Raw genomic sequence first — 20,556 nt, 5'->3', positions numbered from 1 at the left:
ACCGTGCAGAACCTACCGCAGTGGCTGGTGTGGGCCGGGTTGTCCGCCGTGTTCGCGGCGCTGACCGCGTTGTTCGCCAAGGTTGGCGTCAAGGGGGTTGATTCGGACCTGGCCATGGCCATCCGCACATTGGTGGTCGCTGCGGTGATCGTGCCGTTGGTGGTGATGACCGGTAAATGGTCCAACCCATTGCTCCTGCCCGGCCGTACCCAGCTGTTCCTGGTACTGTCGGCGCTGGCGACCGGCGCCTCGTGGTGGTTCTACTTCCGCGCGCTGCAGAGTGGCGAACTGGCCAAGGTGGCGGTGGTCGACAAGTTCAGCGTGGTGCTGGTGATCGTGCTGGCCTACCTGCTGCTGGATGAGCGGCCGAGCCTGCGCGAATGGAGCGGCATCGGCCTGGTGCTGGCCGGCGTCATCGTGCTGGCCACGAAAAAGTAGTGATGTCCGCTACGTTCCCCATGGGAGAACAGCATGCAGGGTGAAGCGCGCGGTACGTTTGAGGTGAATCTGCTGCCGATCGGCGGCAACGACGGCCCGATCGGCGTGCTGTCGATCGACAAGATCTTCCACGGCGATCTGCAGGGCAGCAGCGTCGGGCAGATGCTGGCATTCCGCACGCCGGTGGAAGGCTCGGCCGGCTACGTGGCGATGGAGCGGGTGACCGCGGTACTGGCCGGCCGCGAGGGCGCTTTCACCCTGCAGCACAACGGGCTGATGGCCCGCGGCACGCCGACGCTGAGCGTGGTGGTGGTGCCTGATTCGGGCAGCGATGGCCTGCAGGGCCTGGCCGGGACGCTGGAGATCAGCATCACCCAGGGACGCCACGACTACCGGCTGCTGTACAGCCTGCCGGATGCGGGCTAGACGACTGACCGCAGTCAGCCCGCGCCGGCCTGCAGGCGGTCGTACATGCGCACCAGATCGACCAGGGTGCGCGCGCCCATCTTGCGCATCACCTGCGCGCGACGCACCTTCACCGTGATCTCGCTGACCCCGAGGTCGCCGGCGATCTGCTTGTTGAGGCGGCCGCGTACCACGCCATCAACCACCTCGCGCTCGCCTGGGTTGAGCGTGTTCCAGCGCTGCTGCAGCGCGTCCAGTGCCTCGCCTTCGCGGCGCCGCTGGCGGTCGATGTCGATGCCCTTGTGGATTGCATCCAGCAGTTCCTGGTCACGGAACGGTTTGGTCAGGAACTCGATGGCGCCGTCCTTGATCGCGTTGACGCCCATCGCGATGTCACCGTGGCCGGTGATGAACACCACCGGCAGCTGCAGGCCGAGGCTGCCCATCGTGCGGTGGAACTCCAGGCCACTCTGGCCGGGCATGCGTACGTCCAGCACCAGGCAGGCCGGTGCATCTTCCCGTTCGTGTTCGAGGAAGGCCTGGGTCGAGGCGAAGGCCCGAACCTGCAAGCCCATCGAGGCCAGCAGGTCTTCCAGCGCGGCGCGCACCGACGGATCGTCGTCGACTACGTAGACGATGGGTGCCGGATCGGCGCGGGGGCAGCAGGCTTACGCATGGGGCGCTTCCGTGGCGATGGGCAGCTCGAACACGAAGCAGGCGCCGCCGCCGGCGGGTCGCTCGGCGCGAATGCGGCCGTGGTTGGCCTCGATCATCGAACGGCTCAGGCTCAGGCCGAGCCCAAGCCCATGTGACTTGGTGGTCCAGAACGCATCGAACACCCGCTCGTGCTGGTCGGCCGGCAGGCCCACGCCGCGGTCGCGCACACTGAGGCTGATCGAGGGCCGTCGCGCCGGGTGTGCAGCGACAGGCGCCTGTCGGCGGTGGGCACTGGCTCCATGGCGTCCACGGCGTTGAGGATCAGGTTGCCGATGACCTGCTGCACCTGCACACGATCGGCCCGCACGGGGGCAGATCGGCCTCCAGCAGCAGGGAGACGACCACGCCATGCCGATCCAGCTCGCTGCGCGAGAGCGCGAGCATTTCCTCGACGGCCTGATTCAGGTCGAAGGCGCGACGTTCCGGCGCCGCGCCCTGGGTCAGGCCACGGATGCGGGCGATCACATCGCCGGCGCGATGCGCGTCGGCCAGGATCCGGGCCACGGTCTGCCGCGCCTTGTCCACGTTCGGCGGGTCCTGCGCCAGCCAACGCTGGCAGGCCTCGGCACTGCTGGCGATGGCCGCCAGCGGCTGGTTCACTTCATGCGCGATGGAGGTGGTCAGCTCGCCCACGGTGGACGCCCGCGCGACCCGCAGCAGCCGGCCCTGCGCTTCCTGCACCGCCGCCTTGGCCGCTTCCATGTTCAAGGCCAGATAGGTGGTGATGCCGATGACCAGCATGCCGATCACCGAATTGACCAGGCCGATGCGGTAGGTGCCGAAGCGGGTGAGGAAGAAGCTCAGCGCGGTGAGTGCGACGCAGGCGATGGCCAGGGTGATCAGCCCGCGCGCGCCCAGCACGCGCGAGGCGGCAAGGATGACCGCCGCGTAGAAGCATGCCGCCGCAACGGCGTAGTCGGTGACGGTATCGAGCAGGAAGATCGCCGCCATCACGACGATCAGGGCCAGCAGCACCAAGGGGCGGCGGGGCGACAGCGATGGCATCGGGACAGCTCCCTGGCGTGGGTGGAAAGGATAGCAAAGCGCCGTCGGTCGGCACGCGCGCGCCCGGAGGCCACGGGGCTGCCGGCCAGCGGCCGGCACTATTCCAGGCTGGCGTTCCAGAATCCCTGCAGCACGCCGGGCGTGGTGGCCAGGGTCGCCAGCACCGCATCCAGCTCGGCGGCATCGACCGTGGTGGCGTACAGCACCGCTTCGAGTTCAACATCCCGTTCGCCGAAGGGGCGCTGGTCCACCGCACGCACCGGATACTGCGCCTGCTCCAGCAGCAGCAACAGCTGGTCCAGCACCTCGGCCTGCTGCTCGCGCTGGCAGACCACGTTGATCGCATAGGTTGCCTCGCTGAAGGCTTCCGGCAGCGGTTGCCGCTGGATGCGGTTCACCACCGGCCGCAGCAGGGTATTGGCAGCCAGCACGAATACGGCGGCCATCACCGCTTCCGGCAGCAGCTTGATGCCGGCACATGCGCCCACCGCCGCCGAACCCCACAGGGTGGCGGCGGTGTTCAGGCCGGACACCTGCGCGCCATCCTTCATGATCGCGCCGGCACCGAGGAAGCCGACGCCGGAGATCACGTAGGCCACCACATGCAGCGGCGACGGCGGGCCGCCATACAGGTCATGGAAGCGCACGGCCAGGTCGACGAACACCGCTGCGCCCACCGCCACCAGCGTATTGGTGCGCAGGCCGGCGGTGCGCTGGCGCAGCTGCCGCTCCAGGCCGATGACCGTGCCCAGCACGAAGGCCACCGACAGGCTGATCAGCGAGCTGAGGGTCGCGCCGGCGTTGAACGCCGGCAGGTTCGGATTGATGTCCAATAGGTTTCTCCCTGGACAAGGCGGCGGGCCGTTACTGCCAGCCGTAGCGGCGGATGTAGAAGCGCTTCAGCGCGGTGGTCAGCACCGCATAGCCGAACAGGATCGCCACCAGGAACGGCCAGTAGCCGGCCGGCAGGGCCTGCAGCTTGAAGTAGCCAGCCAGCGGGCTCATCGGCAACGCGACGCCGATGGCCATGATCAGGCAGGTCATCAGCAGCAGCGGCGGTGCGGCGATGCTCTGCAGGAACGGCAGCTTCGGGGTACGGATCATGTGCACGATCAGGGTCTGGGTCAGCAGGCCAACCACGAACCAGCCGGACTGGAACAGGCTCTGATCGGCGGCGGTACGTGCGTCGAACACGTACCACATCAGCGCAAAGCAGGTCAGGTCGAAGATCGAGCTGATCGGCCCGAAGAACACCATGAAGCGCCCGATGTCGGCCGGATTCCACTTCAGCGGCCTGCGCACCAGCTCTTCATCCACGTTGTCGAACGGAATGGCGATCTGCGAGATGTCGTACAGCAGGTTCTGCACCAGCAGCTGCAACGGCAGCATCGGCAGGAACGGCAGGAACGCCGAGGCCACCAGCACCGAGAACACGTTGCCGAAGTTGGAGCTGGCGGTCATGCGGATGTACTTGAGCATGTTGTTGAACGTGCGCCGGCCCTGGATGACACCTTCCTCCAGCACCATCAGGTTCTTTTCCAGCAGGATGATGTCGGCGGCCTCCTTGGCAATGTCCACGGCGCTGTCCACGCTGATGCCGATGTCGGCCGCACGCAGCGCGGGGGCGTCGTTGATGCCGTCACCGAGGAAACCGATCACCTTGCCCTGGGCGCGCAGCTCGCGCACCAGGCGCTCCTTGTGCAGCGGCGTCAGCCGGGCGAACACGCGGTGGTGGTGCAGCGCCCGCGACAACGCAGCGTCATCCATGCGCTCGATCTGCGGGCCGGTCAGGATGGTGTCGGCATCCAGCCCGACCTGGGCGCACACGCGGGCGGTGACCAGCTCGTTGTCGCCGGTGAACACCTTCACCTCCACCCCGTGCGTGGCAAGTGCCTGCAGCGCCTGTGCGGCCGATTCCTTCGGCGGGTCGAGGAAGGCGACGTAGCCGACCAGGGTCAGTGCACACTCATCGGCCTGCGAGTACACGCTCTGGCTGGCGGCGGTCTCCTTCATCGCCACTGCCACCACGCGCAGGCCCTGTTCGTTCAGTTCTTCGGTGGTCTGCCGCACGCGGGCCAGGCGCTGCTCGTCCAGCGGCATGTCCTGGCCGTTCTCGCGCACGGTGCTGCACACCGCCAGCATCTCCTCCACCGCGCCCTTGCAGATCAGCTCATGGTGGTCCTCGCGTTCGGAGACCACCACCGACATGCGGCGGCGCTGGAAGTCGAACGGGATCTCATCCACCTTGTGGTAATCCTGCGACAGCCTCAGCGAGCTCTGCAGCTCCACGTGCTCCAGCACGGCGCGGTCGAGCAGGTTGATCAACCCGGTCTGGAAGTGGCTGTTGAGGTAGGCGAACTTCAGCACGTCCTCCGAGTCATGGCCGAACACATCGGTGTGCCGCTCCAGCGCGATCCGGTCCTGGGTGAGGGTGCCGGTCTTGTCGGTGCACAACACCTCCATCGCGCCGAAGTTCTGGATCGCATCCAGGCGCTTGACGATCACCTTGCGCCGCGACAGCAGCACGGCGCCCTTGGCCAGGGTGGAGGTGACGATCATCGGCAGCATTTCCGGGGTCAGGCCCACCGCCACCGACAGCGCGAACAGGAACGCCTCGGTCCAGTCGCCCTTGGTCCAGCCGTTGATCAGCAGCACGAACGGCACCATCACCAGCGCAAAACGGATCAACAACCAGCTGACGCTGTTGACGCCGGCCTGGAAGGCGGTCGGCGCACGGTCGGTGGCGGTGCTGCGCTGGGCCAGCGTGCCGAAGTAGGTGCGGTTACCGGTGGCCAGCACGACGGCCGTGGCGGTGCCGGAGACCACATTGGTACCCATGAACAACAGGTTGTGCTGTTCCAGCAGACCGGCCAGGCCGTCGCCCGGGTGGGCAAACTTCTCCACCGGCAGCGACTCGCCGGTCATCGCCGCCTGTGCCACGAACAGATCCTTGGCGGTCAGCACGCGGCAGTCGGCAGGAATCATGTCGCCGGCCGACAGCACGATGTGGTCACCGGGCACCAGCTCGCGGATCGGCAGGTCCAACAGCCGTGCCGGGCCTCGGCTGTGCAGATGCGCGCCGAAGTACTGGTCGGCCACATCGGCCGCCTCGGTGCCCGGATTGCGTCGCAGCACACGCGCGGTATTGCCGACCAGCGCCTTCAGCCGCTCGGCGGCACGGTTGGAACGGCCTTCCTGCACGAAGCGGATCAGGGTGGAGAGCAGTACCATCGCACCGATCACGATCGTCGCCTTGACGTCCTCGGTCAGCCACGACACGGCTGCCAGCACGCTCAACAGCAGGTTGAACGGATTGCGGTAGCACTGCCACAGGTGCCGCCACCAGGGCAGCGGCTTTTCGTGATCCACCTCGTTGGGGCCGAGCGAGACCAACCGTGCCTCGGCCTCGTGCGCGCTGAGGCCATCGGCGTGCGAGGCCATCGTGTCCAGAAGCTGGGCTTCATCCTGCTGGGCGAGGGTGACCAGGCCGGTAGTCAGCGTGAAAGGTGCAGCGTCCGCGCTGCCCGGGCCGAAACCAGCCTCGGGCATTGCGCGGCGGCCGAACAGATTGCCCGCGCGACGGCTGCGCAGGAAGGCATTGAACCAGGCGTTGAGCAGGCTCATGGGAACTCCTCGAATGTCAGAGCCGGCCGTGGCCGGAACACGAACGGATGGAATGGAACAGTTCAGGCGTGGCGCATGGCCAACACGGCCGGCGACCATGGCTGCATGTGCAGGCGCTGGCTGCCGCCGATGCACAGTGGCTTCATCGCATCGCGCAGCGGGTAGGGCAGGTGGCGCAGCACGTTGATGCGCTCGCTGATCGGCAGCAGTGACAGCGCATCGGCCACCACGCGTGGCGAGCCCAGCGACAGAGCGCGGGCGAACATGACCGGGCCGTGCTGCAGCAGCTGGCTGCGCAGGGCGGCGACATCGCGCTCACCGATCAGGCGGCGCAAGGTGATGTAGAGGATCTTGTAGGACATGGGGGCGATCTCCAGGCAGGCGGCGCCTGGCGATCCCCCGTCACTCAGGCAGGCAGGGACCGGCGGGCAGGCGCCAGGAACAGGCAGCAAGCGGGCGTGCGGGGCGCATCGCGCCCGGCAGGGTCGGGATCCATCTGCGTCTCCTTGAGGGAAGGGGCGGGCCGGGGTTGCCCTGGCCAGTGGCGCTATTGTCCGCCCCTGAATGGGGCAGTCCTAGAGGCCCGTGGGTTAGCCGGGCTATACCTTGGTATAGCCGGCTGCCTGGCCGCGCCGGAATCGTGATCAGTGCGAACCGCTGGTGTTCCTGCACACGTCGTACTCGCCGCGGGTCAGTGTCTTGTCACGGTCGGTATCGCAGGCATGCAGGCGCTGCGCCCAATCGGGTGCCACCGCGTCGACCTCGGCCAGGGTGACGATGCCGTCCTTGTCCTTGTCCAGCGATTCATAGGGCGGAATCAGCTTCACCTGGGTCACCTCATCGGCGGCGGAGGTCTTGCTGGGCTCCTGTGGCTTGGAACACGCTCCCAGCAGCAGGCCGGCTGCAACAACGAGGGCGGCGGGAACGAAACGGAAACCGGTCATGGCGTGCTCCTGTTGGCGGGGGCAGCCACCACGGCGCCCACGGCCGGATGATCGGCGCCGATCTGTAAGGGGTACGCGAAGAATCGTGCGCTGCCGGCGCTGGCATTGGGACCGCGTTCACCCGCGCCTGCGCGCAGCAATCGGAGATCCACCTGTCGAAATTGTCAGCCAGGCGACAGCAGGGTGCTGGAGCCGGCCGGAGAGGATGGCAACAGGCCTGCGCAGCCCCCGCGCCGGCACCGGCATGGACCCTCACAATGCGAATCCCGTTGCTGTCCGCACGATTGCGTCGTCGTCACCTGGCTCTGGGGGCGCTGCTGCTGGTCGTGCTCTCGCTGCTGATGCTGTTCCATGGTGTGTCGCGCGGAGATGCGCAACCGGCCAGCGCGCCACCGCCGGTGCCGGTGGTCACCGGCCGGGTCGAACAGCAGGACATCGCCCATTGGCGAAGTGGCGTGGGCACCGTGCAGTCGCTGCAGAGCACGGTGCTGCGACCACAGGTGGATGGCGTGTTGACCGAGGTGCTGTTCGAGGAAGGACAGAAGGTACGCGAGGGACAGCTGCTGGCACGCATTGATGATCGGGCGATCCGCGCCGATCTGGGGGCGCAGGCCGCGTTGGCCCGCGATCGGGCCACGCTGGATGCCGCGCGCTCCGATCTGGCGCGCCTGCAGCACCTGTCCAGCGACCAGCTGGTGTCGCGGCAGATGCTGGAGCAGCAGGCCGCCACCGTACAGCAGCTGCAGGCCACCGGGCGCGGCAACCAGGCGGCGGTGGATGCCGCCCAGGTGCAGCTGTCGTATACCCGCATCCTGGCGCCGATGGACGGCCGCATCGGCCTGCGCCAGGTCGACCCGGGCAACCTGGTGCGCGCCAGCGATACCCAGGGCCTGGTGACCGTACAGCAGACCGATCCGATCTCGGTGGTCTTCGCGCTGCCGCAGGATGCGCTGCCGCAGCTGCGCCAGGCCCTTGCGGCCGGGGTGGTGCCGGTGCAGGCGCTGGACCGCGATGGTGGCCAGCTGCTGGCCGACGGCACCTTGCAGGTGATCGACAACCAGGTGGAGGAAACCTCCGGCACCGTGCGCCTGCGCGCACGCTTTGGCAATGCCGATGATCGCCTGTGGCCGGGCCAGCTGGTCAGCGTGCGCGTGCGTACCGGGCAGAGCGCGGCCACGCTGGTGGTGGACGCCGCGGCGATCCAGCGTGGCATCGAGGGCAGCTTTGTCTATCGGGTAGTGGCCGATGGCAGCGTTGAGGTGCTGCCGGTCAGCGTCGGTGAATCCGAGAACGGCAAAGTGGCGGTGCAGGGCGAGCTGCGGGTGGGCGATGTGATCGTCCGTGATGGCCAGTCGCGGTTGCGCCCGGGCGTGGTGGTTGCCGAGGCTGCTTCGGCGCCGGCGGCCAAGCGCGGGGCCGCACCATGAGCGCGCGGGTTTCGCTGTCCAGCTGGTTCGTCAGGCATCCGGTGGCCACCACGCTGCTGACGCTGGCGGTGATCCTGCTCGGCGTGGCCGCATTGCCGCGGTTGCCGGTGGCGCCGCTGCCGGAAGCGGAATTCCCCACCATCCGGGTCAATGCCAACCTGCCCGGTGCCAGCGCCGAAACGATGGCCTCGGCGGTCGCCACGCCGTTGGAAACGCAGCTGACCGGCGTGCCCGGCATCATCGAGATGACCTCCACCAGTGCGCTGGGCAGCACCTCGATCACCCTGCAGTTCGATCTGGAAAAGGACATCGACACCGCCGCGCAGGAAGTGCAGGCGGCGATCAATGCCGCCGCCGGGCGCCTGCCCAGCGATCTGCCGAACCTGCCGACCTGGCGCAAGGTCAACCCGGCCGACAGTCCGATCCTGGTGCTCAGCGTGGTCTCGGCGCAGATGTCGATGACCGAACTGAGCGATCTGGCCGAAAGCCGGCTGGCGCGCTCGATCAGCCAGATCAGCGGCGTGTCCGAGGTCAACATCGTCGGCCAGCAGCGCCCGGCCATCCGCATCCAGGCCCAGCCCGAGCGGCTGGCAGCGATGGGCATGACCCTGTCGGATCTGCGCGGCGTGGCCCAGAACGCCAGCCTCAACCAGGCCAAGGGTGCGCTGATGGGCGGCCAGCGCACGTCCACCTTCGAGGCCAACGACCAGCTGTTCGACGCGCAGGACTATCGGCAGCTGGTGGTCGCTTACCGCGACGGCTCGCCGGTAACGCTCGGCGATGTGGCGCAGGTGGTGGACGGTGCCGAGAACGCATATGTACAGGCGTGGCCGAACGGGCAGCCGGGCGTGGGCCTGATCATCAGCCGCCAGCCGGGGGCCAACATCGTGCGCACCACCGATGCGGTGCTGGCCGCGTTGCCGGTGCTGCGCGCCAATCTGCCGGCCAGTGTCGATGTGGAGGTGCTCAACGACCGCACACGCACCATCCGCGCCTCGTTGCACGAAGTGGAAGTGACCCTGGTGCTGACCATCGTGCTGGTGGTGCTGGTGATGGGGCTGTTCCTGCGTCAGCTGTCGGCCACGCTGATCGTCGGTGCGGTGCTGGTGGTCGCGCTGGTGGCCACGTTCGCGGCGATGTACGTGGCCGGTTTCAGTCTGAACAACCTCACCCTGGTCGCGCTGGTGGTCGCGGTCGGCTTCGTGGTGGACGATGCGATCGTGGTGGTGGAGAACATCCACCGCCATCGCGAGGCCGGATTGGGGCCGATGGAAGCGGCGCTGAGGGGCGCCGGCGAGATCGGCTTCACCGTAGTCTCGATCAGCCTGTCACTGATCGCCGCGTTCATCCCGTTGCTGTTCATGGGCGGCGTGGTCGGGCGCCTGTTCGCCGAGTTCGCGCTGACCATCACGGTGGCGATCCTGATTTCGATCGTGGCCTCGCTGACGCTGGCGCCGATGATGGCTGCGCACCTGATGAAACGCATGCCCGCCCATCGAGACGGCCAGGACACGCTGGCCGGTCGCCTGTTGGCCGGCTACGACCGCAGCCTGCAATGGGCGCTGGGCCACCAGCGCACGGTGCTGCTTGGCTTCGGTGCCACGGTGGCGGTAGCGGTGGCCTCCTACGTGATGATCCCCAAGGGCTTCTTCCCGTTGCAGGACACCGCCTTCGTGATCGCCACCACCGAGGCGGCGCAGGACATCGGCTACGAGCAGATGGCGGCCAAGCACCGGCAGCTGGCCGCTATCGCTGCCGAGGACCCGGCGTTGCAGGCCTACAATCATGCGGTGGGTGCCACCGGCGGCAGTCAGACCCTGTCCAACGGCCGCTTCTGGTTCGTGCTGAAGGATCGCGGCGACCGCGATGTGGACGTGCATGCGTTCATCGACCGCCTGCGCGCGAAGATGGCCAGCGTGCCGGGCATCACCGTGTACATGCGCGCCGCGCAGGACATCAATCTGGGCGCAGGGCCGGCGCGCACGCAGTACCAGTACGCACTGCGCGGCCAGGACAGCCGCGAACTGTCACGCTGGGCCGAGCAGCTGACCGAACGCCTGCGCGGGCTGCCGCAGCTGCGCGATGTATCCAATGACCAACAGGTCGGCGCCAGCGTGACCCGGCTGCAGATCGATCGCACTGCGGCAGCGCGGTTCGGATTGACCGCCAATGACATCGACCAGGTGCTCTACGATGCGTTCGGCCAACGCCAGATCAACGAGTTCCAGACCGAGACCAACCAGTACCGGGTGATCCTGGAGATCGCACCGAGCCTGCTCGGCGAGGTCGACGCGCTGTCCTACTTCCACCTGCGCTCGCCGTTGACCGGGCAGATGGTGCCGCTGTCGGCGGTGGCGCAGGTGCAGCCGCCGGGCAACGGGCCGCTGTCGATCAGCCACAACGGCATGCTGCCGGCGGTGAATCTGTCGTTCAATCTGGCCCCGGGTGTATCGCTGGGTGAGGCGGTGCAGCTCGTTGATCAGGCCCAGGTCCAGCTGGGCATGCCGGCCAGCATCAGCGGCCGTTTCCAGGGCACCGCGCAGGCGTTCCAGGAATCGCTGGCCAGCCAGCCATGGCTGATCCTGGCCGCGCTGCTGGCGGTCTACATCATCCTCGGCGTGCTGTACGAGAGCTTCGTGCACCCGCTCACGATCCTGTCCACGCTGCCTTCGGCCGGCATCGGCGCGGTGCTGATGCTGTGGCTGTGGGGGCTGGAATTCTCGATCATGGCGTTGATCGGCATCGTGCTGCTGATCGGCATCGTCAAGAAGAACGGCATCCTGATGGTCGACTTCGCGCTGGACGCGCAACGCAACCGCGGATTGTCGCCGCTGCAGGCGATCCACGAGGCCTGCCTGACCCGCTTCCGCCCGATCATGATGACCACGCTGGCCGCGCTGCTGGGCGCCATTCCGTTGATGATTGGCTTTGGCACCGGGTCGGAGCTGCGCCAGCCGCTGGGCGTGGCGGTGGTCGGCGGCCTGCTGATCAGCCAGCTGCTGACCCTGTACAGTACCCCGGTGATCTACCTGGCCCTGGACCGGTTGTTCCTGCAACGTCGTCGCGAGCGCAGGGCAGCCGAAGGTGCCGCGCTGACGGAGCCCGGATGAAACTGCTGATTGTCGAGGATGAGAGCAAGACCGCCCATTACCTGCGCACCGGCCTGGGTGAGCAGGGCTGGGCGGTGGACCTGGCCGCCGACGGCGTGACCGGCCTGCACCTTGCCCGCGAATTCGACTACGACGTGATCGTGCTGGACGTGATGCTGCCAGGCATGGATGGCTTCAACGTGCTGCGCGAGCTGCGCCGCAGCAAGCAGACCCCGGTGATCATGCTGACCGCGCGTGATCGCGTGGATGACCGCGTGCACGGGCTGGGGCAGGGCGCCGATGACTATCTGGTCAAGCCGTTCTCGTTCATCGAGCTGCTGGCACGTCTGCAGGCACTGGTGCGACGTGGCCGGCAGCAGGAGCCGACCGAACTGCAGGTCGGCGACCTGCAGGTGAACCTGCTGGCACGCCGGGCCTATCGTGACGGTGCGCGCCTGGACCTCACCGGTAAGGAGTTCGCGCTGCTGGCCCTGCTGGCGCAGCGGCGTGGACAGATCCTGTCCAAGACGGTGATTGCCGCACAGGTCTGGGACATCAACTTCGACAGCAATACCAACGTGGTGGAAGTGGCGATCAAGCGCCTGCGCGGCAAGCTCGATGGCCCGTACCCCAGCAAACTGCTGCACACCGTGCGCGGCATGGGCTATGTGCTGGAAGTGCGCGAGGACGAGGACGGGCCGCGATGAGGTGGTCGATCGCGCAGCGCCTGTCGGCGATGTTCGCCTTGGCCGCGCTGCTGGTGTTCACCCTGCTTGGCATCGGTGTGTATGGCGTGCTCGAACGGCAGGTCGTGCGTTATCAGCATGCCGAGCTGCAGACCAAGCTGCACGCAGTGAGCGGCAGCGTGGCGATGTGCGATACCCGTGAGCGCTGGACCAAGGTGCGCGAGAAGGTCGGCAACCTGATTTCCGGTGACCGCGACACGTTGGTGTGGGCCTGGAGCGATGATCCGACGTTCCGTATCGGCAGTGCGCAGCCGCAGGTGCACCCCCGGCAGTCATGACGGAGGCATGGGGACGCTGCAACGCGACGGTGCGCACCGGCTGCGCACGCTCTACGAGCGCGTGCCGGGCAAAGGCGTGCGGCCGCCGGTGGACCTGTGGATCGGCATCGACTCCGAGCCCTATACGCATGCACTGCAGCGGTTTGCTGTAGCGCTGTGGGTGGCCGGCGTGCTGGGCGTGCTGCTGGTGGCTGGCCTGGGCTACTGGATCGCGCGGTTGGGATTGGCACCTTTGCGGGCCCTGTCCGACGAAGCGCGCTCACTCAGTCCCCAGCGACTGTCGCAGCGGCTGGACACTGCGGGGTTGCCGGCCGAGCTGGGTCACCTGACCGGTGCCTTCAATGGCGCGCTGGATCGACTGGAAGCCGCTTATACGCGGCTGGATGCCTTCAATGCGGACGTGGCGCATGAACTGCGCACGCCTCTGGCCAACCTGATGGGCCAGACCCAGGTCGCGCTGTCGCGGCCGCGCGATAGCGCCGACCTGCAGGAAGTGATGCAGTCGAATCTGGAGGAACTGGAGCGCCTGCGCGCGATCGTCAACGACATGCTGTTCCTGTCGCGTGCCGGGCAGGGTGACATCGCCATGGACACCCGCACCGTGTCCCTGGCTGAGGAGGTGGCCACGGCCGGAGAGTTCCTTGAGCTGCTGTTCGAAGAGGCCGGGCTGACCCTGCGCATTGAAGGTGATGCCAGCGCACGCATCGATCCGTCGCTGCTGAGGCGTGCATTGACCAACCTGCTGCACAACGCCGTGCAGCACGCGCGGCCTGGCAGCGTGGTGCGGGTGCAGCTGCAGGCCGAAGGCAACGGTGCCCGCATTGCGGTGCTGAACGAGGGCGACGGCATCGCCCGCGAACACCTGCCGTTGCTGTTCGAGCGCTTCTACCGGGTGGATGAAGCCCGCGAGTACCGCGGAGAGCGTCACCACGGGCTGGGCCTGTCCATCGTCAAGGCCATCGCCATACTGCACGGCGGTGAAGTATTCGTGGCCAGCCAGGACGGGCTGACCACGGTGGGATTCAGTGTCGGCTGAAGGAACGCCGCCGGGTAGAGTCGACCGTTGGTCGACTGCTCTTCGCGCGAACGCGAAAAACCGGCGCTGCGCGCGTGAGTCGACCAACGGTCGACTCTACCAAGAACGGGGGCGCCAGCCATCACGGGCTGAGCCTGTCGTCGGCTGAAAAAATTTCGCTGGCGAGGGGCCGTCAGAATCTGTCCGCAAACGCATCGGTGGCGCGCACCAGTGCATCGGTGGTGGCCGCTTCATTGGCGCTGTGGCCTGAGGTCACCATCAGCAGCTGCGCTTCCGGCCAGGCCTTGGCCAGATCCCAGGCGCTGCGCGGTGGGCAGATGATGTCGTAGCGCCCCTGCACGATCACGCCCGGCAGGTGGCGGATACGGTCAATACCGCGCAGCAGCTGGTCCGGCTCCAGGAAAATGCCATTGCGGAAGTAGTGCGCTTCGATGCGTGCCTTGGCCAGCGTATCCAGCGGGTCATCGCTGGATTCGGCGTCCACCTGGTGTTCCAGCGTGGCGGCGTTGTCTTCCCAGCCCAGCCAGGCCTGGGCCGCGGCGATGCGGGTCGCCTCATCCGGGCTGTCCAGCCGCGCCCAGTAGGCCTCGATCATGTTGCCGCGCTCGGCCTCGGGAATATGGGCCTCGTAGCGGTCCCAGCGCTCCGGGAAGATCCAGCGCGCACCGCCATCGGCTTCGGCGAACCAGCGGTTCTCGATCTCGCGGCCGAGAAACACGCCGCGCACGATCAGCCCGGTGGCGCGCTCGGGATGCGCCTGCGCATAGGCCAGCGACAGCGTGGAACCCCACGAGCCGCCGTAGACCAGCCAGCGTTCGATGCCCAGGTGCTCGCGCACCTTCTCGATATCGGCCACCAGGTCCTGCGTGGTGTTGTCGCGCAGTTCGCCGAACGGGGTGGAACGTCCGCTGCCGCGCTGGTCGATCAGCACGATGCGGTAGCGCGCCGGGTCGAAGAAGCGTCGATGGGTGGGCGAGATGCCAGCGCCGGGCCCGCCGTGCAGGTACACCACCGCGATGCCATCGGGCGTGCCGCACTCTTCGACATGCAGGGTGTGCAGATCGCTGACCGGCAGCGTGAACTCGCGGTAGGGCTCGATGGCGGGATACAGGGTGCGCATGGCAGGCGTCTCACGAACGGGGCAGCCAGCATAGCGCCCTCTGCGTGCCCGCACAGGGCATGCCACATTGCCGATGCTGCAAATGCACTGGCCGATGCGCGTACACACGGTGCGATGCATGCGCAACTGAAAATTGCTGCAAGCGCGTTTGACAGCATTTGGAGTCGCGCTTATAAGTTTCAGGCGGCGTTGACAAGGATCAATCATGACGCCGCATTCAGCAGTGTTCATCTCCCAACAAAATAAGGAAGTGAAGAATGAACAACGTACTTGCTCTGCAGTCGCTGGAAATCGAGTCGCTGGAAGCTGAAGCCGAGTGTGTGGTCTGCCTGTCCTGGTACAGCTCGGGCCTGGGCATCGACGAAGGTTCGGACAAGGCGTAGTCCATCGGGCTGCCCTGAACCTTCTGCCACCGGCCGGCGTCCGTCGCGCCGGTGGCGAAGTCTTCAATGGTTGAAGTCGCTGCGCCGTTCGCCTGGGTGGACGGTGCAGTCTGTCGGCGCGTGCGATGCGGACACGGTGGATCCCGCCGTGTCGACAAGGAGGTGTGAAGTGAGTGAGGTAACGGCACGTCTGTACACGCTGGCTGACAGCCTGCATTTTGAATCGCCGGACCGCTACCGGCCCACCGAAGAGTATGCAGCGATCGCGCGCAGCCGCTTGCCCTCCAGCTGGACGATGCAGGCGCGGGGCTTCTGGACCACCTGTCGTCCCGCACAGAGCGTAGCGGCCAGCCACGGCTGGAAGATCCATCTGTCCAGCATTCCTGAGAACGCCGAACGCACGCTGTCTGCGATCCTGCCGGTGGTTCTGGAGGCCGGCGTGGCGTTCAAGTTCTGCTCCGATCCTTTCATGCTCGGGCTTTCGCTGGGCAAGGGATGGTCGCGCTTCCAGGTGGGCAAGTTCATCACGATCTACCCGCAGGACCCGCAGCAGTTCCAGGCGTTGCTGCCACAGCTGCATCAGGCCACCTGCGATCTGGCCGGCCCGCATGTGCTGACCGATCGCCCCTACGCCGACAGCACGGTGGTCTACTACCGGTATGGCGCGCATGCCGGCGTATCGCGGCCGGATCCCTACGGCAGTCTGCAGCAGGGCTACCCGCTCAGTGACGGCGCATGGCAGGAAGACGTGCGTGGCCCGGCATTCCGGCTGCCGCCCGGCGTCATCGATCCGGTCACCCGCGCCGCCGAAGCGGCGCCGCAGTCACCGCAGGGGCCGATCACCCTCAACGCCCGCTATGAAGTGAAGGGGGTGCTGAAGTTCAACGGCACCGGCGGCATCTATCACGGGCGCGATACCGCGACCGGGCGCAAGGTCGTCATCCGCGAGGTGCGTGGCTTTTCCGCCGCCGATGGCAGCGATGTGCCCAACGGCATGGTCAATGCGATCCAGCGCGAGGCCCGGATCCTGCAGAAACTGTCCGGCACCGGACGGGTGCCGGTGTATGTGGACCTGTTCAAGGAATGGAACAACTGGTTCCTGGTCCAGGAGCAGCTGGAGGCGATCACGCTGTGGGACAGTGCGATGGCGTTCTACTTCGCCGATGAGGATCAGCGTTCGCGCGACGGTTTTGAGCGTATCCGCACGAAGATCCGCCAGATCGGCGAGGCGCTGCAGCGCGTTCACGACCACGACGTCGTGCTGCGCGACCTGACCCGCAGCAACGTGATGTTCACCGCTGATGGGGAAGTGAAATTCATCGATCTGGAGTTCGCGCACGAGATCGGTGTCGACTCGCGCTGGGCCAAGGGCTGGACGCCGGGCTACGCTTCGCAGCAGCAGTTGGAAGCGCAGCGCCCTACGGTGCAGGAGGATCACTACGCGTTCGGCGCACTCATTCTGGACATGATCACCTTCTGTGCCTCCGGCCTGGATCTGTGCCGACAGGCCCTGCTTGAGCGCAAGCTGCGCCAGGTGCTGGATGATCTGGGCCTGCCCGCCGATCTGCACGAGATCGTGACGGGCCTGACGCTTCAGGACGTGGATGAGCGCTGGAGCATCGCGCGTGCGTTGGCGCACCTGGCCAAGGCGCCGGCGCCCGCACCGGACAGATTGATGTTCCCGACACGCGCGCAACTGCTGGAGGTGGCCGCACCGGCGGCGGAGACGCGGGCGCGCATTGCTGACGTACTGGACGGCTACGAACGCTACCTGGCCTCGACCTGCGATCTCTCACGCAGCGATCGCCTGTGGCCGGCAGGCCTGCAGATGTTCATGACCAACCCGGTCTCGCTGCAGTTCGGCGCGACCGGCGTTGCCATGTTCCTCCTGCAACGGGGAGGCCGACTGCAGCCGGCTGTGCTGGACTGGATCGAACGCGGCGCCACCCCGCAACGATGTCCGAGCGGCCTGTACTCCGGCCGCGGCGGCGTCGCCTTGCTGATGATGTCTGCAGGCCGCCCGGACACGGCGCGCCGCCTGTTGGCCGAGATCAACGATGACCCGGCCGCGCGGGTGCTGCCCGGGCTGTACTTTGGCGCCGCGGGACTGGGCCTGCTGAATCTGCACGCCTGGCGGTCGTTGCGCGACCCGTCCTACCTTGAGTCGGCTGCGCGCATCGGCGACGCGTTGCTGCAGAAGGGGCAGCGCGGTGCCATCGGCGTGCACTGGAAGGCCGGGGACCGCACCGGCCTGGGGCTGGGCGATGGGCAGAGTGGGATCGCGCTGTTCCTCACCTATCTGGGCAAGGCGACCGGCGCGCAGCGCTATCTCGATGCCGCCGCTGATGCACTGGATTTCGATCTCGCCCATGGCCTGCGCATTGCCGGCAGAACGGTATGGCCCACGCACGTTGAAAGCGGACCGGCCGCGCCGGCCAGCCCGCATACCCGTTTCGGATCGGCAGGCATCGGCATGGCCTGCGTGCGTCACTTCGTCGCTACCGGCAGTGAGCGTTTCCGCGAGGCGGCGCTGGACTGCGCGCATTCGGTGCGGCCACGGGTCACCAACAAGATCTGGCAGGACAGCGGCAATGCCGGCTTCGGTGAGTTCATGCTGGACATGGCGCATTTTCTCGGCGATGAGCGCTTCGGCCATGCCGCTTTCTACCAGGCTGAAGCGATCCTGCCACACGCGATCGACTGTGAGGCAGGCATTGCCTTTGCCGGGCCGGCACACTATCGCCTCTGCAACGACTTTGGCATGGGGGCTCGGGCATCGGCGTGTTCCTGGATCGACTGCAGAACCGCCGCCGTCGCCTGCTGATGCTGGATGAACTGCTGGAGCCGTCGCCGACACCCGGCGCATGATCCCGCGACGTTGCCGGTGCGGCGCCCGGCAACGTCGCGTCCTGGACAGGCCCGGCGCCTCAGAAATCCATCGTCGCCGACAGCAGTACCGTTCTCGGCGCACCCAGTGCCAGGCTCGACAGCAACGGCATGCCCCAGTACGCCTTGTTGGTCACGTTGTTCACCGTGGCACGCAGTGCAAGCGGCCGCCCTGCCAGCGTCGTGCTGTAGCGCGCGCCCACATCGAACAGCGTGCGGCCCGGCACCGACAGGCGGTTGTCGGCACTGATGTACTGCTTCGACATGGCCGTCGCATTGCCGGTCAGGGTCAGCCCCTGCAGCGTCGGCACATCCCATTCCACACCCAGCTTGGCCTGGCGCTGGGCCACGGCAGTGGCGATGCGGCCCTCATTCACGCCGCCGGCGGTACGGGTCAGCTTCGGTTGCACATAGGCCAGGCCGCCCAGCAGGCGCACGCCGTCCAGCGGTGAACCGAAGAAGCCCCATTCCAGGCCACGGTTACGTTGCTCGCCACCGAACGAGAAGATGTTGGTGACCGGGTCGGTGTAGCTGCTCGGACGCTTGATCTCGTACACGCTGAAGGTGTGCGCGAAACTGCCCTGGTCCAGCTTCAGGCCCAGCTCCTTCTGTTTGGTGCGGAAGGGTGCGAACACATCGCCCGCGTTGGCCGCGGTCATCGGTGCGGTGGCGCCCTGGCTGAGGCCTTCGATGTAGTTGGTGTAGACCGAGACGTTGTCGCTGGCTTTCACCAGCAACGCGGCCGCCGGGGTGGTGGCGCTCTCGTCATAGCGTGAGGTGCGCGCACCGGTGGCCACGTTGAAGGTCTCGCTGAGCACCTGCTGGCGACGCACGCCCAGCGTCAGCTGCACGCGTTCATCGGCGAAGGACAGGGTGTCGGCGACGCCGAGGCTGTCCAGGCGCAGCTCGGTGTGCGAGATGTGCGGCGCGATGAACGGCGCGGCCGGCCCCCACACCGGGTGGTAGAGGTTGGTGGTCCAGTCCCAGCCCGGCACGCTGCGGCGGCCATAGTCGTTCTGGGTGTGCTGGTAGTGGGTCACGTTGGCGGCCCATTGGTGGCCCACGCTACCGGTACGGAAGCTGCCGCGCAGGCCGGCGTCACCGGATTGCTTCTTGATGTCGAACGCGAGCTGGCCGATCACGGTGCTGAAGTCGCCGGCCGGGTTGAGGATCTGCGCGCTGATCGAGCCGTTGTAGCGGTAGTCGGTCCTGCTGGTGCCATAGGCCAGGTAGGCCATCAGGCTGTCATTGATGTCGAACTCGCCGCGCAGCATCACGCCCTTGTCCTGGCTGTCCACGTAGGCCCAGTCCGGGTTGATCAGGGTGTCGCCCCGCGGCGGGCGGGGAATGGCGACGCCCGGTGCCAGGCCGACACCACGGGCCGGGCCGTCCACGCGATCGTCGGCGCTGTACAGATCGGCCGACAGGCGGGTGCGATCACCGCGCCAGTCCAGTGCCAGCGACCCCAGCTGCACCTTCTTGCGCTGCTTGCCGACAGCGCCATCGCCATCACGCCAGGCGCCGTTGAAGCGGATGCCGAACTGCCTGTCGGTGCCCAGCCGGCGGCCGACGTCCACGTGGGTGCCGAACTGCGCATCGGAGGCGAAGTTGGCACTGACCCGCAGCAGCGGCTGCTCGCCGGCACGCTTGGGCACCAGGTTCACTGCACCGCCCACCGAGCCGCCCGGCGGCATGCCGTTGAGCAACGCCGACGGGCCCTTGAGCACCTCGATGCGCTCGAACATTTCCGGCGAGGTGCGGTAGAACGGCGCCATGCCGCTGAGACCGTTGAAGGTGGTATCGCTGGTACTGGAGGCGAAGCCACGGATGGCGTAGTTCTCGCTCCAAGAGCCGGTGACGCCGTTGCTGAACACCGTGGGGTCGGTGGCGGCGATGACCTCGGTGATGTCCTTGGCCTGGCGGTCGCGGATGAACGCCTCGGTGTAGCTGACCGTGCTGAACGGTGTGTCCATGAAGTCCTTGTCACCGAGCAGGCCGACACGGCCGCCGCCGGCCACCTGTCCGCCGGCGTAGTCGCTGGTGACCCGCCGCTGTTCCTGCACCTGCACCGAGGGCAGGGTGGACGGTGCCGATTCGGCAGATTCGGCCAACGCGGCGAACGAGGCCAGCAGGCCCAGCGCGAGGGCCGAAACGCGGTGGCGCCGGTCCGCGCCAGGCGGGGGCGTCGGCAGCCGCGCAGCGGCCATGGCCGGACGGACAGGCGAAGCGGGTAGATCAAACACGGTCATGCCAGGTTCCTGTAGATCGCAGGCGCGAACGCGCCTGGCGCGCTGCCATCGGCAAGCACGGGGAGAGGGCGCAGCGCAGGGTTGTTGGCTGGGTGGGGACCTGGCGGGAGATGAGCCACCGGCTCGGTTCGGGTGTGGGCCACGGTGACGAGCCGGGCGCACTTCCATTTAGTTGAGTAAAATAAACTAAATCACAGGAAGCGGACAAG

At 67.1% G+C, this 20,556-nt stretch carries 15 protein-coding genes and 2 pseudogenes; 9 read left to right on the top strand and 8 right to left on the bottom strand.

The annotated features are described in order from the left end of the window. Nucleotides 1-3: 3 nt before the first annotated feature. Both N4G47_RS09755 and N4G47_RS09750 read left to right on the top strand, forming a co-directional pair. Nucleotides 4-438, top strand: coding sequence for an EamA family transporter (locus N4G47_RS09755; protein ID WP_475286770.1), 435 nt, complete (start codon nt 4-6; stop codon nt 436-438). A gap of 33 nt (nt 439-471) precedes the next feature. Next, nucleotides 472-864, top strand: coding sequence for a DUF3224 domain-containing protein (locus N4G47_RS09750; RefSeq protein ID WP_475286768.1), 393 nt, complete (start codon nt 472-474; stop codon nt 862-864). A 14-nt stretch (nt 865-878) separates the two neighbouring features. On the opposite strand, the pseudogene N4G47_RS09745 reads toward N4G47_RS09750, so the two are convergent. The 6 genes and pseudogenes from N4G47_RS09745 to N4G47_RS09720 form a co-directional block, all read right to left on the bottom strand. Continuing rightward, nucleotides 879-1,519, bottom strand: a pseudogene (locus N4G47_RS09745) (response regulator transcription factor). After that, nucleotides 1,512-2,565: pseudogene (locus tag N4G47_RS09740) on the bottom strand (sensor histidine kinase). The pseudogenes N4G47_RS09745 and N4G47_RS09740 overlap by 8 nt, the downstream one beginning before the upstream one ends. Before the next feature lie 98 nt (nt 2,566-2,663). Beyond that, entirely contained in the window at nt 2,664-3,398 is a 735-nt protein-coding gene (locus tag N4G47_RS09735; RefSeq protein ID WP_475286766.1) for an MgtC/SapB family protein, read from the bottom strand. Between the two features lie 31 nt (nt 3,399-3,429). Continuing rightward, a complete protein-coding gene (mgtA, locus tag N4G47_RS09730) occupies nt 3,430-6,189 on the bottom strand; it encodes a magnesium-translocating P-type ATPase (RefSeq protein ID WP_475286764.1) in 2,760 nt (919 codons plus the stop codon). Between the two features lie 62 nt (nt 6,190-6,251). Beyond that, entirely contained in the window at nt 6,252-6,551 is a 300-nt protein-coding gene (locus N4G47_RS09725) for a hypothetical protein (RefSeq protein ID WP_107230649.1), read from the bottom strand. Nucleotides 6,552-6,833: 282 nt separating this feature from the next. Next, nucleotides 6,834-7,133, bottom strand: coding sequence for an EF-hand domain-containing protein (locus tag N4G47_RS09720; RefSeq protein WP_475286762.1), 300 nt, complete (start codon nt 7,131-7,133; stop codon nt 6,834-6,836). Nucleotides 7,134-7,390: 257 nt separating this feature from the next. Between N4G47_RS09720 and N4G47_RS09715 the strand changes: the two genes are divergently transcribed. The 5 genes from N4G47_RS09715 to N4G47_RS09695 are packed head-to-tail and all read left to right on the top strand — an operon-like array spanning nt 7,391 to nt 13,709. Next, complete coding sequence (locus tag N4G47_RS09715) at nt 7,391-8,560, top strand: efflux RND transporter periplasmic adaptor subunit (RefSeq protein WP_475286760.1); 1,170 nt, start codon at nt 7,391-7,393, stop codon at nt 8,558-8,560. After that, complete coding sequence (locus N4G47_RS09710) at nt 8,557-11,670, top strand: multidrug efflux RND transporter permease subunit (protein WP_475286758.1); 3,114 nt, start codon at nt 8,557-8,559, stop codon at nt 11,668-11,670. Before N4G47_RS09715 ends, N4G47_RS09710 begins: the two co-directional genes overlap by 4 nt. Continuing rightward, nucleotides 11,667-12,356, top strand: coding sequence for a heavy metal response regulator transcription factor (locus N4G47_RS09705; protein WP_107230645.1), 690 nt, complete (start codon nt 11,667-11,669; stop codon nt 12,354-12,356). Before N4G47_RS09710 ends, N4G47_RS09705 begins: the two co-directional genes overlap by 4 nt. Next, entirely contained in the window at nt 12,353-12,673 is a 321-nt protein-coding gene (locus tag N4G47_RS09700; RefSeq protein ID WP_475286756.1) for a hypothetical protein, read from the top strand. The genes N4G47_RS09705 and N4G47_RS09700 overlap by 4 nt, the downstream gene beginning before the upstream one ends. A gap of 7 nt (nt 12,674-12,680) precedes the next feature. Next, entirely contained in the window at nt 12,681-13,709 is a 1,029-nt protein-coding gene (locus tag N4G47_RS09695; RefSeq protein ID WP_475286754.1) for a heavy metal sensor histidine kinase, read from the top strand. Nucleotides 13,710-13,881: 172 nt separating this feature from the next. On the opposite strand, the gene pip is transcribed toward N4G47_RS09695, so the two are convergent. Continuing rightward, entirely contained in the window at nt 13,882-14,829 is a 948-nt protein-coding gene (gene pip / locus N4G47_RS09690) for a prolyl aminopeptidase (protein ID WP_475286752.1), read from the bottom strand. A gap of 257 nt (nt 14,830-15,086) precedes the next feature. On the opposite strand from pip, the gene N4G47_RS09685 reads away from it, so the two are divergent. Together N4G47_RS09685 and N4G47_RS09680 are read left to right on the top strand one after the other, a co-directional pair. Further along, complete coding sequence (locus N4G47_RS09685; protein WP_012511180.1) at nt 15,087-15,212, top strand: hypothetical protein; 126 nt, start codon at nt 15,087-15,089, stop codon at nt 15,210-15,212. Between the two features lie 169 nt (nt 15,213-15,381). Further along, nucleotides 15,382-18,036 (top strand): class III lanthionine synthetase LanKC N-terminal domain-containing protein, encoded by a 2,655-nt coding sequence (locus N4G47_RS09680; protein WP_475286750.1) that lies wholly within the window; start codon nt 15,382-15,384, stop codon nt 18,034-18,036. A gap of 103 nt (nt 18,037-18,139) precedes the next feature. Here the strand turns inward: N4G47_RS09680 and N4G47_RS09675 are convergent, their stop codons facing one another. Then, nucleotides 18,140-20,305 (bottom strand): TonB-dependent receptor, encoded by a 2,166-nt coding sequence (locus N4G47_RS09675; protein WP_475289922.1) that lies wholly within the window; start codon nt 20,303-20,305, stop codon nt 18,140-18,142. Between the last annotated feature and the right edge of the window lie 251 nt (nt 20,306-20,556).

This window comes from Stenotrophomonas sp. GSD10, from assembly GCF_056172695.1.
This window is presented reverse-complemented; position numbering and strand designations above follow the sequence as displayed.